We start from the raw sequence: 15,807 nt of genomic DNA, 5'->3' as shown, positions 1-15,807 counted from the left end.
CCCGCCTCTCCCGCGCCGCAACGGAGCTGATCCGGGATCAACCGCACGGGCCGGCCGGCCTCGTGACCGGGCTGTGGTCCCCGCGCGGGAAGCCGGCAAAGGCCGCAGCGGCCGTGGACCGCCCCCGGCGGGCCGCACGGGACCCGACACGAAACCGCGCCTGACCAGGCGACACACCGGTGCACCCCCGGAAACCCCCCATTCAGCGGCACCCCGCCCGGCCCCCTCCAGAAGGCGCCCGCCCCCGGATCCCGCGCAGGATGCAGACAGAAGGAAGAGGCCCGCGCACCCCGGGAGGATCTGCCGTGACCGTCCGTCTGGAGCAGCTGCGGCGCTGCCACTTCGCCGTCGACCTGGGCGCGGCCCGCACCCGGGTGTATGTGAAGGGCGCCGGTCTCGTGATCGACCAGCCCTCGGTCGCCGCCGTGAACACACGGAGCGGGTCACTCATCGGGGTCGGGGACTTCGCGGAGCGGATGACGGGACGGACGCCGGGCTACATCCGGGTCGTACGGCCCATCTCCGGCGGCACGGTGGTCGACATCGAGATGGCCCAGCGCATGCTGCGGCAGCTGCTCGGCGACAAGGTGCGCCGTGCCCTGCGGCGCAATCTGCGGCTGCGGGCCGCCGCGTGCACTCCGCACGGCGCGGATCCGCTGGCCCAGCGGGCGACCATCGAGACGCTGGTCGGGCTGGGTGCGCGCCGGGTCGAGCTGGTGGACACGCTGATCGCCGCCGCCGTCGGCTGCGGGCTGCCCGTCGAACGCCCCGAGGCCACCATGATCATGATGTGCGGGGCGGCGGCCACGCAGGTCGCGGTGCTCTCGCTCGGGTCCGTCGTGACCGCCGAGCGGGTCCCGGTGGGCGGCGAGGCGGTGGACCAGGCGATCGTGCAGCACCTGCGGCACGCGCACGAGCTCATCCTGCCCAGCCAGTCCGTACGTCCGCTGCAGCTGGCCCTGTCCGGCACCGGGCTGACCTCGCAGGGCCCGTCCTCCACGGTGATCAACGGCCGGGACGTGGTCACCGGTCTCGCGCGCAGCGTGCGCGTCGACACCGCCGCCGTGCGGGAGGCGATCCAGACCCCGCTGACCGCCGTCCTCGACGGCATCGGCAAGGTGCTGCGCGACTGCCCGCCCGACCTGGTCGCCGACCTCGCCGACCGCGGGATCACGATGGTGGGCGGCTCGGCCCTGCTGCCCGGCTTCGACCAGATGCTGCGGCAGGCCACCGGGATGCCGGTGTACATCGCCGAACGCCCCGACATCTGCGCCGCCGAGGGCATCGGCGCCATGCTGGAGGGCCGGATCGAGCCGCTGGTCCTGAACCCGCTGGCCGCCTGAGCCGCCCGCGGCGGCACGGCCCTCAGTCACGGCTGCGGACGACCAGCAGCACCGCCAGGGCCCCGACCCCCAGCAGAACGTCACCGGAAGCGGCCGGGGAACCCATCGTGCCCAGCACCGCGACCCCCAACGCCGACCCCGCCTGCCGAATGCCGTTGAGCGCCCCCTGACTCGTGGCGGCGTACTCCGGTGGCGCCGCGACGGCGACCGCGGCCGCGGCCCCCGGAATGGACAGCGTGCCGGTCGCGGCGAGCGCCAGTTCCGCGGTCACGACCAGGGGCAGCGCCGGGTGCGGACCGACCACGCAGGCCAGCAGCGCGCCGGCGACCACGGCGGCGGACATGCCGGACAGCAGGACCGGGCGGGGGCCGTGGCGGGCCACGAGCCGGCCGGTGAAGAACGGCATCACGCACACCGGGAGGACCATCGGCAGGGCGGCGAGACCCGCGTCGAACGGCGTCAGGCGGTAGGTGTGCTGAAGCCATACGGCGAGCTGGTACAGGCCGCCGAAGTAGGCGAAGCAGGACACCGCGGCGGCGACCATCGCGGCCCGCACCTTCGGCAGGGCGAGCAGCGCGGGCGGCAGGACCGGGGCGGCGGCCCTGCGTTCGACGGCGGCCACCGCGGCGAAACAGCCGAGCGCGGCGGCGAGCGGGACAAGCGCCCAGGGCGCGTCCCAGCCCTCGATGCCGGCCTCGACCAGGCCGAAGGTGAGCAGGCCGAGGCCGGCGGTGGACAGGAGGAGACCCGGGCGGTCCAGGGCACGGCCGGCCCGTGCGGGCGGCGCGGGCAGCCGGCGGGCGAGGAGCAGTGCCGCCAGGGCGAGGGGCGGGTTGACGAGGAACACCAGCCGCCAGCCGCCGAGTTCGACGAGCGCGCCGCCGAGCACGGGGCCGACGGCGGCGCCGAGCCCGCTGAGCGCGGTCCAGGCGCCGATGGCACGGGTGCGGCGGACGGGATCGGGGTGCAGATGGATGAGCAGGGCCACGGAGGCGGGCACCAGACCGGCGCCGGCGGCGCCGAGCAGCGCGCGGCCGGCGATCAGGGAGCCGGAGCCGGGGGCGAGGGCGCAGGCCACGGACAGGACGGCGAACAGGCCGAGGGCCGCGGTGTAGACGCGGCGGGCGCCCCAGCGGTCGGCGACGACCCCTCCGGTCAGGAGCAGCCCGGCGAAGACGACCGTGTAGGCGTCGACGGTCCAGGGCAGTGCGGCGGCGGCCGGGCGCAGCGAGGTCTGGATGTCGGGGACGGCGACGTTGAGGATCGACGTGTCCAGCAGGACGAGCAGGTTGCCGAGGGCGATACCGGCGAAGGTGGGACGGGAGATGCCGTGGGACGGTGTCCGGGCGGCCTTCCCGGGCCCCTTGCCCGAACGGGTGCCGACGGCGGTCGCCGAGGGCCGTGCGGTGGAGTCGGCTGTGGTCATGGGCGCAGCCTGTCGCGGTGGGCGCGGGTGTCGCGACACCGTGATCGCGATGGCCCCATCGAAGAGTCCGATGGGCTGGCTACCCTTGGCGCCGTGGACTCCCGCCATCTGCGCGCCTTCGTCGCGGTCGCCGAGCACGGCGGCATCTCCGCCGCCGCCCATGCGCTGGGCTACGCCCAGTCCAGTGTCAGCGCCCAGCTCAAGCGGCTGGAAGCCGACCTGGGCGTGAGCGTCCTGGTGCGGGCGGGCACGGGTGCGGTGCTCACCGAGGCCGGCACCCGGCTGCTGCCGTACGCCCGCGAGTCGTTGGAGCTGGAGGAGCGGATGCGCCGGGCGGCCCGCGGCGACCGGCCCCGGCTGCGGATCGGCGCGCCGGAGTCCCTGGCCCACGCGTGGCTGCCCGAGGTGCTGGCGGCCCTGGAGTACGGCGCGGGCGGCACGGACGCGGGTACGGACGTCGTACTGACGGTGGCCCCGCGCAAGGGGCTGGAACAGGCCTTCGCGGCAGGCCGGCTGGACCTGATGTTCGAGTACGACAACGGCGTCCGCCCAACCCGGCCGCACGCGGTCGTGGGGCACTGCCGTTCGGTGCTGGTGGCGGCGCCGGGCCATCCGCTGGCGCGACAGGAGACGGTGACCCCCGGGCAACTGCTGGGCCACGACTTCCTGGTGGCCGAACGCGGCTGCACCACGGAGATGCTGATGGACCGCTTCGGCCGGGACCTGCTGGCCGGTGCCCAGCAGACCCTGCTCCAGGGCTCGATGGCGGCTCTGCTGCGGCTCGTCGGGCACGGCCAGGGCATCACCCTGCTACCGGAACTGACGGTCACACGGGAGCTGCAGGAGGGCGACCTGGTCGAACTGCGGCTGACCGAACGGATCCGCCCGGTCAGTATCATCGCCCAGTGGCACCCCCGCCTGGGCCCGGCGGAGAGCACCGTACGGGCCCTGCTGGAGTTGGCCCATCGGGCGAACCCCGTGGGCGCCCGGAATTGAGCGCCCCCGAGGGGCGCGGGGGCCGTCCTCGACCCACGGCGGGCATCCGGATCAACGCCCCACGTAACACCGGATGACCGTCCCGGCAGGCCCCGTGTGCACCCGCACCAGGTCCGCCACCAGGTTGACCAGCAACAGCCCGCGCCCGCCCCGCTGGTCCCGGGAGGCCGGCCGCCGGCCGGCCAGCGGGTCGGCCAGCCGTCCCTTGTCGCGGACCTCGCACAGCACGTATCCGCCCTCGGCCCACACCGTGAGCCCGCCGGTGCCGCCGCCGTGGACGACGCTGTTGGTGGTCAGCTCGGCGGTGATCAGCGCCAGGTTCTCCAGCCCCAGTCCGGCCAGGCCCAGCCGGGCGCCGTGCTCGGTGGCGAGGTGCCGTACGGCGGAGAGGGAGTCCTCGTCGAAGGCGGTGGTGAACACGTCCGTACCGTCGCCGGGGGCGGGTCGCAGCGGCTCGTTGTAGCGGGCGACGGCGCCCCCGGGGTCGTAGGCCTCGCTTCTCTCCTGCGCGCCGGCGCGGATGACGACCGGATGGGTGGCGTGGGCGTCGGCGAGCGCGCGCTCGTCCAGCCCGGCGGTGTCGTACGGGCACAGGATGGTGACCTCGCGGCCCTGGAACGCGGCGTTGATCAGGGCCTCGTGCTGGACGCAGGCCGGGTACTCGGCCGGGCTGCGGCCCGGCCAGACCGGCTCGCCGATGATGTGGACGCGCCGGCCGGACGGGTGGGCGTCGGCGAAGGCACGCAGCACGCCGGGGATGATCCGGCCGGGGTTGCGGCCGGCCTCCCGCATGTCCAGGAACCGTACGGCGGCGCCGTCGGCGCCCAGCGCGTCCCGGACGAGCCGCAGGTTGTCCCCGGGTACGGCGACCGCGACCGGCGCGCCGGCCGCCAGCGCGTCACGGACGAAGGGGACGGTGCCGGCGAGGTACTCCTCCGTGTCGCCGTAGAACAGCGCGGGGTGCACGAAGGGCTGGAGGGCGTCGACGGGTTCCGTCGTGGGCTCGGTGGTCACGACGCCGACACCTCGATCGCCGGAAGTCCGGGCCACAGCAGCTCCAGGACGCGGGGCAGGACGGCCGGCGGGCGGTCCAGGACCAGCCGCCGCTCGCCGAACCGCCGGGCGGCGTCCGCGAGCGCCTCGGCGCCGGCGACGTCGACGAAGGACAGCGCGGAGAGCTCCACGTGGTACACGTCCCCGTCGTCGCGCACGGCGTCCTCCAGCGCGCGCTCCCATATGCCGTGGGTCGGCAGGCTCACTTCGCCCACCGCGCGGAATCCGGTCCGCCCGATGAGCGGGCACACGCTGAGCCAGGGCGCCGGCACGGCACCGAGCGCCCGCCGGGGCCGGACGACCTCGGGTCCGCTCACGCCTTCTCCCACTCGCACAGGAAGAGAGGTGCCCATTATTCCGCCCGGCTCACCCGATCGGGACCGGATCCGGGAACGGCGGTGTAGGCGAAGGCGCGCCGGGCAGGCGAGCGGCGTGGCACCGAGCGGACCGAGGAGAGCGGGGAACGGGGCGGCGACATGCGTTCTGCGGCACACGCACCGCACACCGGACGGCCGGACACCCTGGTCGTCGACGGGCACGGGCAGGGCGACCGGATCGTCCTGCGGGCGCGTGGCGAGCTGGTCCACGGCTGTACGGACACCCTCGCCGGGATCCTGGCCGGGCTGCCCGCGGGCGTCCGCGGGATCGAGCTGGACCTGACGGAGGTGTCCTTCATGGACTCGACCGGCCCGGCGTTCCTGGACGTGCTGCGGGAGTACGGCCGCCGGCACGGTGTCGCGGTCTCGGCCACCGGCTGGCGAGGCCAGCCGCGCCGGGTCCTGGAGCTGACGGGGCTGGACACCACCGACCCGCTGCGCACCGCGCCGCCCGCCGGCCTCCCGGCCCGCACCGCCTCGGCGGTGGCCCTGGAACGCGCCGAGCAACTGGACTCCCTGCGCCTGGAGATCGCGCAGTTGCGGCACGCGATCGACTCCCGCCCGGTGATCGACCAGGCGCGCGGCATCCTGATGGCCGCGCACGGCTGCACCCCGGACGACGCCTGGGACATCCTGCGCGAGACCTCCCAGCGCTCCAACACCAAGCTGCGCCGGGTGGCGGCGGCGGTCACGGCGAGCGCGAACCCCGGCGGCCCGCCCCTGCCCGAGGAGCTGCGCACCGCCCTGCGGGCGGCGGTCGACGGCCGCGGGGCGGTGAGCCGGGGATCCCAGGACGCGGGCTGATACGGCGGTCAGTACGGCAGGATGCGCCCCGACGGCGTCCTGCGGTCGATCTCCCGCTCGCGCGGGGCGGCGGGGCGCCGGCTGACGCGTACCCGGATCCGACGGTCCATGACGACCCCCTCCTGCCGGCACCACCCGGCGGTGGTCGCCGGTAGGAGGTCCGTGCCCAGCGCGCGGCACGTTCAAGCACGCGGGGACCGAAGTCGTCGCCCGGTGCGGACGGCGCCGGGGGCCTACGGCCGCAGGCGTACGGGGAGTTGCTGGTGGCCGTTGCTGATCAGGGAGGCCACGGGCCGCAGTTCGCCGGCGGGAACCGCGAGTGTCATGTCGGGGAAGCGGGCGAAGAGTTGGCCGAGGGCTTCGGTGACCTCCAGCCGGGCCAGCGGAGCGCCGAGGCAGAAGTGCACACCGTGGCCGAAGGCCAGGTGTTCCTTGACGGTGCGGGTGACGTCGAAGGTGTCGGCGGTGTCGCCGTGCCAGTCCGGGTGGCGGTTGGCGGCGGCGTAGGACGCGAGGATCGCCTCGCCCCGCGCGATGGTCCGTCCGTCGGGCAGCTCGACGTCGGTGACGGCGTAGCGCAGGGGCAGATGCTTCACGGCGGGTTCGTGCCGCAGGGTCTCCTCCACGACGTCGCCCCAGCCGGCCTTGCCGGTGCGGACGAGGTCGAGCTGGTCGGGCCGGGTGAGCATGGCGACGATCGCCTGGTCGATGACGTTCACGGTGGTCTCGTAGCCGGCGCTGATCATCAGCAGCAGCGTGTCGCGGAGTTCCTCGCCGGTGAAGCCGGTGCCGTCCGACTCCTCGTCACGGGCCGCGATGAGCAGGGACGTCATGTCGTCGCCGGGGGTGCTGCTCTTGGTGGCGATCAGGTCGTCGAGGACGGCGTAGAGCCGCGCCGTGTTGGCCTGGGACTGCTCCTGCGTGAGCGTGGTGTCGAAGACGCGGTCCACGAGCTGCCGGAAGTCGGCTCGCTGGTCCTCCGGTACCCCCATCAGGTGGCCGATCACGGAGATGGGCAGGGGGTAGGCCAGGCGCTCGCGCAGGTCCACGACCTCTCCGGCGGGCAGCGCGGCCAGGTCGTCGACGAGCTCGGTGACCATGGTCTCGACGGCCGGGCGCAGTTCGGCGATGCGCCGTGCGCTGAAGGCGGGGGCGACCATCCGCCGCAGCCTGCGGTGGTCGGCGCCGTAGGCGGTGAACATGTTCCTCACCGCGACCCACAGGGCGAGCGGCCACGTCGTGACCGTCTCCTCGAAGTCCGGCCAGTGCGCGCGTGCGTCCTTGGAGACGGAGGGGCTGGTCAGCAGCTGTTTGAGGAGGGCGGGGTCGGTGACGGCCCAGGCCTGCACGCCGAGGATGTCCACCCGGGTGGCCGGGCCCTGGGCGCGCAGGTCCCGGTGCTCCTGGTGCCGGGCGGCGCCGGTGGGGTCGAGCACGAGCGGAGTGTGCTGGGGCATGCTGGTCTCCTTCAGACGGCAGCGGGGAAACGGACGGGCAGGGCTTCCAGGGCGCGGTGGAACGGCCCAGGCCGCCAGGTCAGTTCGGACACGGAGCAGGCGAGGTCCAGCTCGGGGAGCGCGTCCAGAAGCCAGGTGATGGCCGTCTCGGCGATGAGGTAGGCGTGGGTGCGGGCGGGGCAGGTGTGCGCGCCGATGCTCCAGGACAGGTGCGCACGGTTGCCGGCCAGCTGGCCCTCGGTGACCCCGCCGGTGACGGCCGGGTCGTTGTTGCAGGCGGCCATGGAGATGAGGACGGGCTGGTGGGCGGGCAGCAGCACCCCCTCGACGTCGATGGGGTACGGCGGGTAGCTGATGCAGTAGTTGGCCATCGGCGGGTCGGTGTACAGGACCGTGTCGAGGGCGTCGCGCACGGGCTGGCCGGCGTGCAGGCCGGCGGAGAAGTGCTCGTCGGTGAGGATCTTGAGTACGGTGTTGCTGATCAGGTGGGTCAGGGGCTCGATGCCCGCGCCGTAGAGCGTGACGAGCTGATGGATCATCTCCATGTCGTCCAGGCGGGCGGAGTGGGCCAGCAGCCGGGAGGTGACGTCGTCGCCGGGGTACCGCCGCCGCAGGGCGACGAGTTCCGCGAGCGCCTGGCCGAGCATCTCGTTGCCCTGCGCGGCGGTCTCGGCCTCCGCCTCGAAGATCTTGGCCATGCCCTCGGCGATGCGCCGGCCGATCTCGTCGGGGCAGCCCAGCAGCGCGCTCAGGACCTGGAAGGCGATGGGCCACGAGTACTGGGTGAGCAGGTCGGCGTGGCCGTGGGCGCGGAAGCCGTCGATGGCGCCGGCGGCGACCTTCTCCACCAGGGCCCGCAGCTCGTGCTGGTCGACCGCCCGCAGGCTCGCGGTGTTCGCGGCCCGGTAGCGGGCGTGCTCGGGTCCGGAGGAGCGCAGCGCGTTGGGACGCCACTCCATCATCGGCAGGACCGGGCAGGTCTCGGGGACGTCCTGCTGCCAGATCCGCGGATCGGCGGGGAAGTGCAGCGGGTCGTTGAGGATGCGCCGGGCCTGGTGGAAGCCGATGACCAGGGTGGCGGGGATGCCTGGGGCCAGCTCCACGGGGACCAGCGGCCCGAAGACGCGGCGCATGCGCTCGTAGGTGGCGTGGGGGTCGGCGGCGAACTCGGCGTCGTAGAGGGCGACCGGAGCCGGCGGGGGCGCCGCACCGGGGTCGAGGGGGGTCATGGGCGAGGCTCCACAAGGGGGGCGGGGGTGTGACGGGCGGTCAGGAACTCGATGAGGGTGATGAGCGCGTACACACAGGACCGGCGGTCACGGGCGTCGCACTCGGTCAGCGGGGTGTCGGGGTCCAGCGCGAGTGCCTGGCGGACCTCGTGCAGGGGGTAGCGGGGCGCGTCGGGAAAGACGTTGATGGCGACGGCGTACGGCGTCCGCTGCTCCTCGAGCAGGCTCAGTACCTCGTGGGAGCCCTCCAGGTCGCGGGTGTCGGCGAGCACCAGGGCGCCCAGCGCACCTTCGGTCAGGCCTTCCCACAGGGGGCGGAAGCGGGTCTGGCCCGGCGTACCGAACAGGTACAGGACCAGCCGGTCGTCGAGCAGATGGATGCGGCCGAAGTCCATGGCGACCGTCGTGGTCGTCTTGTGCGGCGTGCCGCGCAGATCGTCCACGCCGACGCTCGCCTGGGTGATCGGCTCTTCCATGCGCAGCGGTGTCACCTCGGAGACACTGCCGACGAAGGTCGTCTTGCCGACCCCGAACGCCCCGGCCACGACGATCTTCGCCGACCGGGCCACGGCAGGGGCGAGATAGTGAACGGCGGGCTGGTCAGACCAGTTCGCGGAGTCCACGCAGCACCTCCTCCAGCAGGTCGAGTCCGGGGCGGCCCCCCTGGGCCGGGGCGGGGCTGGCCAGATGGCCGCTGTCCATCAACGACGAGACGAGGATCCGGACGGTGGAGGGCGGCAGCTCCAGAGCCGCGGCGATGTCCGCCACGGCCAGACCGCCGCGCCCGCCGGCGAACAGGCGCATCACCCTGCGGGCGTCCGGCCCCAGTGTGTCGGTGGGGCCGGACGCGGCGATGACGATCGTCTCCACACGTACGTCCCGGCTGGGGCGGACCTGCCCGCCGGTACGGACGTAGGGCCTGATCAGGTCCGGGTCGTGCCGCGGACCGGTCATGTCGCGGTGCCGCCTTCCGAGGCGGGGCCGCGGTCCGAGACGCCCATCTCGTGGCCGAGCCGTGCGGCCAGCCGCACCATGTGATGGCTGATCAGACCCACATCGGCCTCGGGGCCGGTCGTGACCACCGACAGCATCGTGTTGTGCGCCGCCGCGGTCGTCAGCCCGATGCGGCCCTGCGACTCGATGAGCAACTGGCACATTCCCTTGCCGCCGACGTGTTCGTCCCACGCCTTGCCGGCGGCGCGCAGCGACGCGGTCACGGCGGCGAGTTTCTCCGCGTCCTCCTGGCCGATGGTCGTCGTGCGGGCCTGCAGCAGGCCGTCGCCGCTCATCAGCACCGCGTACTCGACGCCCTCGACGCAGCCGATCTCCTGGTCGAGCAGCCATCCCAGGCTGTTGCTGTGCGTGTCGCGCATGGTCAGTGTCCTTCGGTGAGTCCGGTGTCTTCGTCGGTCTGGCGCCCGCGGCGGCTGCCGGCCGCCCAGGCGGCGGCGACGCTCGGCCGGCCCGGCGGGGCAGGTGTGTCGGACGCCGGCGCGGGCGCGCTGTGTGCCCTGGCCGGTCGTTGACGGACGGTCAGTCCGCTGGCGGTGGTCGCGGGAGCCGCCGGGGGGGTGGGGTTCCGGGGGGCCGGTACGGCCGCGGGCGTGGCGGGCGCGGGTGTTGCGGGCGCGGGCGCGGCGGCTGCGGGCGTGGCGGCGGCCGGGCCGGCGGTGGAGAACACCAGGAGGTTCTTCGGCAGCACCAGCACGGCCCGGGTGCCCTGGTAGATGTTCGGCGCGCTCAGCTCCACCCGGAAGCCGTAGTTCTCGGCGAGCAGCGAGGCGACCCGCAGGCCCGTCTGCGGGTGCGCGCCGAGCTGGGTGATGTCGTCGCGGTCCTTGCCGGACATGATGTCGCTGGCCCACAGCAACCGCTCGTCGTCCATCCGCAGCCCGGCGTCGTCCACGGTCAGGAAGCAGGCGTGATGGCCTTCCTCCACCGAGACGTGCACACGCGCGGTCGGCGGGGAGTAGCGCAGGGCGTTGTCCAGCAGCACGGCCAGGGTGTGGACGACGGCCTCGACCGCGCGGCTCTGCACCGCGACGGTGTCCAACTCGTGGTGCTCCACCCGCTGGTAGCCCTCGATGCGGCCCATCGCCGCGCGGATCACATCGCTGAGGGAGGTCTGCGGCCAGCGCCTGGAGAGTTTGTCGCCGGCCAGTACCGCGTAGCCCTGTGCGGTGAGCAGCATCTGCTGCGCGGTGTGGTCGATGTGCACCAGCGTGGCGTACGCCTCGTCGTCCTGGTGGGAGCGCACCCCCTGGCTGATCTCCCGGCTCAGCCTGGACGCCCGTGCCACCACGTTCGACGCGAAGCTGCGCACGGCCGCACGCGTCGCCTCCCGTGACTCCCGGCGCGCCTTGGCGATCTCGTGGTCCGCCGCGGACCGGATCTCGGCGACCCGGTGGTCGGCCGCGGCCTGCGCGGTCTCCCGCACCCGCACCACGGCGGCGGTCGCCTGCCCGGCGACGTCGCGGAGCCGGCCGGCCAGTGGCGTGTGCGCCAGCGGCGGGGGCAGGGGGAGGTCGGGCCCGCGATGCCCGCCGGGGCCGGGGGCGGCGATCGCGGGCAGCACCTCCGAGGCCAGCTGCGCCATGGCGTGCTCCGCCGCACGCAGTTGCCGGGTGAGCTGTTCCGCATGTCCCTGGAGCTGGTCGGCCCTGCCTCGCTCGCGCCGGTAGGCGCGGTGGAAGTGCCCAGCGGTCCCAGCGGCCGCCACCGCGACCACGGCACCGACGGCCAGTATCAGATCGGTCATCAAGTCCTCTGCAGAGTGTCCGAGCCGCGAACCGGTCAGTGAATCGGGGGGATCGACGGCAGTGGCGGCCCCCGCCAGGCGGGGCGGCGCTGGGGCCGGCGAAGCGGGCTTCGCCGGCCGCCGTTCACCCGGAGGACATCCCTCTGGATGCGGACATGACAGACCAAAAGCCGGGGATGCGCACACAGGTGATCCCACGCGCCGACGGTCCTCCCGGGAGGGACGGGCGCGATCGGCGGGGAGAGCGGGATACGGCCGGACGACGGACACGCCCCCACACGAGGCGTCCGGGGTAAGGCGGGGGGTGCGGCGGGCAGGGTGTCCTCCGGGTACGCGGTCATGTCGCCCTGCGCCACGTCCGCGACGCCCGCCGGCCGGTCTCGATCCGGTCCGAGCCTATCGGCAGACCGGCACGGTGTTCGACGGCCTCCTGCCAGAACTGTGTGAAGGATCGGCGACGGCCCGGCGTGTCGTCGCACGTCCCTCCCCCCTCGAACGGCGCCCCAGTTCCCGTCGCCTGCGTCCCGAGTCGAACGTGCCGCAGTGTAACGAGGTCGGGACAGTGCGTCGGAGGGCCCTTGGCGAAAGGGCGCCCTTCCGGCGTCCGGGCGGGCCGGGTCGCCGGACGGAAGCGACACGTGGTCGCCCCGGCGAGCGCCCGCCCCTCCCCGGCGAAGAGTCACTCGGGGACCGGGGCCGCGCCCCCCCGGCCTCATCCCCTGGTCTGCGCGTCGATTCCGTCCAGCAGCAGTTCCAGACCGACGGTGAAGCTGGTGTCCCAGTCGACGTCGGAGATGTAGTTGTTCGCGGCGACGGTCGGATACCGGTCGCGTTGACCCTCCAGGTACTCCTGCCCCTGCCGGGCCTCCTCGGCGGAGAGCTGAAGGCTGGACTGGGTCGCCGTGGCGCCCATCACGTGGTTGTACAGCGCCCATGTGGCGGCGTTGAGCCGCTTTCCGGTCAGGCCCGCGCGAAGCAGCGCGGACTGCAGGAACTCCATCCACGCCAGGAAGTTGGGTCCCATCAGAGGCCGTTGCCGCGCGGGCAGGGTGGCCGCCCAGGGATGTCGCAGCATCGCCTGCCGCCAGGTGTTGACCAGGACCACGATGTCGTCCCGCGGGTTCTCGGCGCGCTGGTCCGGGAGCCGGGTCTCCCCGAAGATCGCGTCGACCGCCAGGTCGATGACGTCACCCTTGGTCGCCACGTGCCAGTACAGGGTCGTCGCACCCACCTGAAGCCGCTCGGCCAGGTGGCGCATCGTGAGCCGGTCCATCCCCTGCTCGTCCAGCAGGGCGACGGCGGCCAGAACGATGCGTTCCCGCGTCAGCGGCGGTTCCCCCTTGTTGCCCCGCGAGGAGCGGAGCCAGACATTGCCGACTCCCGCGCCACCCTGCGCCCTCGAGCGTTCCTTGCCCGCTATGACGTTCACCTCCGGATTCACGCGGCTCACCCCGAGGGTGCACATCGCGCCACTGAGTGTTGCCGGTCGAGTCTCGCACGCCCGGCTCCGCGCTTCGTGCGCGACCGCCACGACCTGCTGCCCGCATCTTCCACCCCGCCTCAACTCGGCTTGTCCGGCACCGACTTGGCGGTCGTTCCGGGCCCCCCGCACGCACTTCCACAAGGGCACGACCGCATCGAGTTGTAGTAGAGTCGCCCCCTACTAGACCAACGTTCGAGTCACCCGACCATAGTGCGAGTAGTCGTGACAGACATCCAGCAAGAAGCCCCCTTACCGGCTCGGTCCAAGAAGCGCTGGTGGACCCTTCCGGTCGTGAGCCTTGCCCAACTGATGGTCGTGCTGGACGCGACCATCGTGAACATCGCTCTCCCCTCGGCCCAGAAGAGCCTGGGCATGACAGATGCCGACCGTCACTGGGTGATCACGGCCTACGCCCTCGCCTTCGGCGGCCTCCTGCTGCTGGGCGGGCGCGTGTGCGGGGCGATCGGACACCGGCGGTCCTTCGCCATCGGCCTCGTGGGTTTCGGCCTGACCTCGGGGCTCGGCGGTGCGGCGGGCAACGCCGGCACCCTCTTCGCCGCACGTGCCGGACAGGGCCTCTTCGCCGCGCTCCTGGCGCCGGCGGCGCTCTCCCTGCTCATCCTGACCTTCACCGACGGGCGCGAACGCGGAAAGGCCTTCGGTGTCTTCGCCGGTGTCGGCGCCGGCGGAGCGGCGCTCGGCGTCGTGGCGGGCGGACTGCTCACCGAGTACGCCAACTGGCGCTGGTGCCTCTACGTCAACATCCCCATGTCCGCGATCGCCCTGATCGGCGTCCCGCTCATCCTGCGCGACCGCCCGGGTGGCCGCCTGCGCACCCTGGACCTTCCCGGAGTACTGCTCAGCGCCGCGGGCCTCGTCTCACTGGTCTACGGCTTCGCCCAGGCGGAACCGCGCGGCTGGAGTGACCCGGCGGTGCTCGCCCTCCTCGTCGGCGGTGCGCTCCTGCTGGGCCTGTTCGTCCTGGTCGAGACCCGATCGCGGCATCCGCTACTGCCCCTGCGCATCCTGGTCCACCGGGTCCGCGGCACGGCGTTCGTGTCCGTGTGCCTGATGTTCGCGGCGATGTTCGGCTTCTACCTCTTCGTGAGTTACTACACCCAGACGATCCTCGGCTACTCGCCGGTCAGGGCGGGCATGACGCTGCTGGTGAACGCCGTGAGCACCACCATCGGCGCGATGGTCGTCGCCGGCCGGCTCAGCCGCCGGACCGCGCCGAGCGTCCTGATCGCGGGCAGCATGCTGTCGTCCGCCGCCGGCATGCTGATCCTCACGCAACTGAAGGCGGACAGCTCCCATGTGTTCCCGGTGTACCTGACCCCGGCCATGGTCCTGACCGGTATCGGTCTCGGCTGCCTGCTGGCGACGGCGACGAACACGGCGACGACCGGGCTCGACCCGGCCGAGGCGGGGGTCGCGTCGGCGGCCTACAACACGGTGCAGCAGGTGGGGGCCGCGTTCGGCACCGCGCTGCTCAACTCCATCGCCACCAGTGCCGCCACGTCGTACCTGAAGGACCACGGGAACCGCCCGGGAGCCGTCGACACCGGAACGGTCCACGGCTACACCGTGGCGCTCTGGGTGGCCTTCGGCATCCTCGTGTGCGGCGCGCTGCTCGTCGGCCTGTTCTCCCGGGGCGGCCCCCGGACCCCCCGTCCAGAAGCAGTGGCCGAAGCGTCCGGCTGAAACCGGACGGCCACCGGAAGAGGAAGGAATCAGCCATGCACGGCAACCGGGCGGCCGGCGCTGTCGCCGATGGTTTCGTACCCGTCATCGACTTGTCGCCGAGAAGCACCCCTCAGGGTCGCGCGGCGATCGCCAGGACCATCGACCAGGCGTGCACGGGTTCCGGGTTCTTCGTCGTCGTCGGTCACGGGGTTCCGCAGGAGCTCATCGACCGCATGTTCACCGTGACGTACGCGTTCTTCAGACTGCCCGAGGAGGAGAAGGAGCAGGTCGCGCACCGTCCGGGCGTCTCCGGTTTCCGGCGGACGGGCGGGTCGACCGCCCACAGCCTCGACCAGCGGACTCCCCCGGACCTGTGCGAGGCATTCTCGGTCCACGCCACCGGGGAGTTGGGCGACGAGGAGCGCCGGAAACTCGGGAACGAATGGGCGACGTGGACGCTGGCCAACATCTGGCCCCGGAACCCTCCGGAGTTCCGGGAGGTCTGGCAGGAGTACATGACCGCCATGGGCGACCTCGCCGCCGACCTCATGCGCCTGTTCGCACTCGCCCTCGACCTCGACGAGAAGTTCTTCGACGACAAGTTCGACCACCACGGCTCATCCATCGCCGTCAACTACTACCCGCCACAACTCACCCCCCCACTCCCCGGCCAGTGGCGACGCGGCCCCCACACCGACTTCGGCAGCCTCACCATCCTCTACCAGGAAGACGACCGCGGCGGCCTCCAAGTCCTCCAGGACGAGGACACCTGGCGCGACGTCTCCGCCATCCCCGGCAGCTTCGTCGTCAACATCGGCGACCTCATGGCCCTGTGGACCGGCGGACGCTGGGTCTCCACCATGCACCGCGTCACCACCCCCCACCCCGGCGACACCTCCTCCCGGCTCTCCATCCCGTACTTCTACCTTCCCAACCACGACGCCTCCATCGAACCCATGCGCCCCTTCACCGACTCCCCCGCAGTGGAGCGTTCCGGTGCCAGCGTGATCGCCGGGGAATGGATGTCGCACAAGATCCAGAAGTTGTTCGCCGGACCCGGCGCATAGCAAACCGCCGAACGCGGACCTGGGATTTGCGCTCGAATGGTGACGAGTTGACAGATTCCACCACCGAGCGTGGTGACTCGCCTTTGGCGGCGCCTAGGGTCAAAGCCACCGCCCAGCGGATCCCTGAA

15 protein-coding genes are annotated in these 15,807 nt (G+C 72.9%); 5 read left to right on the top strand and 10 right to left on the bottom strand.

What is annotated here, in order from left to right; all coding sequences use genetic code 11:
• Positions 1-305 precede the first annotated feature (305 nt).
• A complete protein-coding gene (locus ACWC94_RS13910) occupies positions 306-1,343 on the top strand; it encodes a rod shape-determining protein (protein ID WP_450796753.1) in 1,038 nt (345 codons plus the stop codon).
• Positions 1,344-1,365: 22 nt separating this feature from the next.
• Here the strand turns inward: ACWC94_RS13910 and ACWC94_RS13905 are convergent, their stop codons facing one another.
• On the bottom strand, positions 1,366-2,769 hold the full coding sequence (locus tag ACWC94_RS13905) for an MFS transporter (RefSeq protein WP_450796752.1): 1,404 nt from the start codon (positions 2,767-2,769) through the stop codon (positions 1,366-1,368).
• Between the two features lie 93 nt (positions 2,770-2,862).
• On the opposite strand from ACWC94_RS13905, the gene ACWC94_RS13900 reads away from it, so the two are divergent.
• Entirely contained in the window at positions 2,863-3,765 is a 903-nt protein-coding gene (locus ACWC94_RS13900) for a LysR family transcriptional regulator (RefSeq protein WP_450796751.1), read from the top strand.
• A 51-nt stretch (positions 3,766-3,816) separates the two neighbouring features.
• Here ACWC94_RS13900 and ACWC94_RS13895 read toward each other — a convergent pair whose 3' ends face one another.
• Both ACWC94_RS13895 and ACWC94_RS13890 read right to left on the bottom strand, forming a co-directional pair.
• Positions 3,817-4,779: an anti-sigma factor RsbA family regulatory protein gene (locus ACWC94_RS13895; protein ID WP_450796750.1), complete on the bottom strand. Its 963-nt coding sequence runs from the start codon at positions 4,777-4,779 to the stop codon at positions 3,817-3,819.
• Positions 4,776-5,135, bottom strand: coding sequence for an STAS domain-containing protein (locus ACWC94_RS13890; protein ID WP_450796749.1), 360 nt, complete (start codon positions 5,133-5,135; stop codon positions 4,776-4,778). Before ACWC94_RS13890 ends, ACWC94_RS13895 begins: the two co-directional genes overlap by 4 nt.
• Before the next feature lie 159 nt (positions 5,136-5,294).
• Here ACWC94_RS13890 and ACWC94_RS13885 point away from each other — a divergent pair, with 159 nt between their 5' ends.
• Positions 5,295-5,999, top strand: a complete 705-nt coding sequence (locus ACWC94_RS13885) for an ANTAR domain-containing protein (RefSeq protein WP_450796748.1) — start codon at positions 5,295-5,297, stop codon at positions 5,997-5,999.
• 233 nt (positions 6,000-6,232) lie between these two features.
• On the opposite strand, the gene ACWC94_RS13880 is transcribed toward ACWC94_RS13885, so the two are convergent.
• From ACWC94_RS13880 to ACWC94_RS13850, 7 genes are all read right to left on the bottom strand, one after another.
• Positions 6,233-7,456: a cytochrome P450 family protein gene (locus ACWC94_RS13880; protein WP_450796747.1), complete on the bottom strand. Its 1,224-nt coding sequence runs from the start codon at positions 7,454-7,456 to the stop codon at positions 6,233-6,235.
• 11 nt (positions 7,457-7,467) lie between these two features.
• Positions 7,468-8,685, bottom strand: a complete 1,218-nt coding sequence (locus ACWC94_RS13875) for a cytochrome P450 (protein WP_450796746.1) — start codon at positions 8,683-8,685, stop codon at positions 7,468-7,470.
• On the bottom strand, positions 8,682-9,308 hold the full coding sequence (locus tag ACWC94_RS13870) for a GTP-binding protein (RefSeq protein ID WP_450796745.1): 627 nt from the start codon (positions 9,306-9,308) through the stop codon (positions 8,682-8,684). Before ACWC94_RS13870 ends, ACWC94_RS13875 begins: the two co-directional genes overlap by 4 nt.
• A complete protein-coding gene (locus tag ACWC94_RS13865) occupies positions 9,286-9,639 on the bottom strand; it encodes a DUF742 domain-containing protein (protein WP_450796744.1) in 354 nt (117 codons plus the stop codon). The genes ACWC94_RS13870 and ACWC94_RS13865 overlap by 23 nt, the downstream gene beginning before the upstream one ends.
• The gene (locus tag ACWC94_RS13860) at positions 9,636-10,058 is read right to left on the bottom strand and encodes a roadblock/LC7 domain-containing protein (protein ID WP_450796743.1); all 423 of its coding nucleotides are present in this window, start codon (positions 10,056-10,058) and stop codon (positions 9,636-9,638) included. Before ACWC94_RS13860 ends, ACWC94_RS13865 begins: the two co-directional genes overlap by 4 nt.
• A 2-nt stretch (positions 10,059-10,060) precedes the next feature.
• Positions 10,061-11,443: an ATP-binding protein gene (locus tag ACWC94_RS13855; RefSeq protein ID WP_450796742.1), complete on the bottom strand. Its 1,383-nt coding sequence runs from the start codon at positions 11,441-11,443 to the stop codon at positions 10,061-10,063.
• A 712-nt stretch (positions 11,444-12,155) separates the two neighbouring features.
• Positions 12,156-12,884: a TetR/AcrR family transcriptional regulator gene (locus ACWC94_RS13850; RefSeq protein WP_450796741.1), complete on the bottom strand. Its 729-nt coding sequence runs from the start codon at positions 12,882-12,884 to the stop codon at positions 12,156-12,158.
• 351 nt (positions 12,885-13,235) lie between these two features.
• Here ACWC94_RS13850 and ACWC94_RS13845 point away from each other — a divergent pair, with 351 nt between their 5' ends.
• Positions 13,236-14,630, top strand: coding sequence for an MFS transporter (locus tag ACWC94_RS13845; RefSeq protein ID WP_450796893.1), 1,395 nt, complete (start codon positions 13,236-13,238; stop codon positions 14,628-14,630).
• Between the two features lie 35 nt (positions 14,631-14,665).
• The gene (locus ACWC94_RS13840) at positions 14,666-15,679 is read left to right on the top strand and encodes an isopenicillin N synthase family dioxygenase (RefSeq protein WP_450796740.1); all 1,014 of its coding nucleotides are present in this window, start codon (positions 14,666-14,668) and stop codon (positions 15,677-15,679) included.
• Positions 15,680-15,807: the final 128 nt, after the last annotated feature.

It is taken from the genome of Streptomyces sp. NPDC001135 (assembly GCF_053598395.1).
This window is presented reverse-complemented; position numbering and strand designations above follow the sequence as displayed.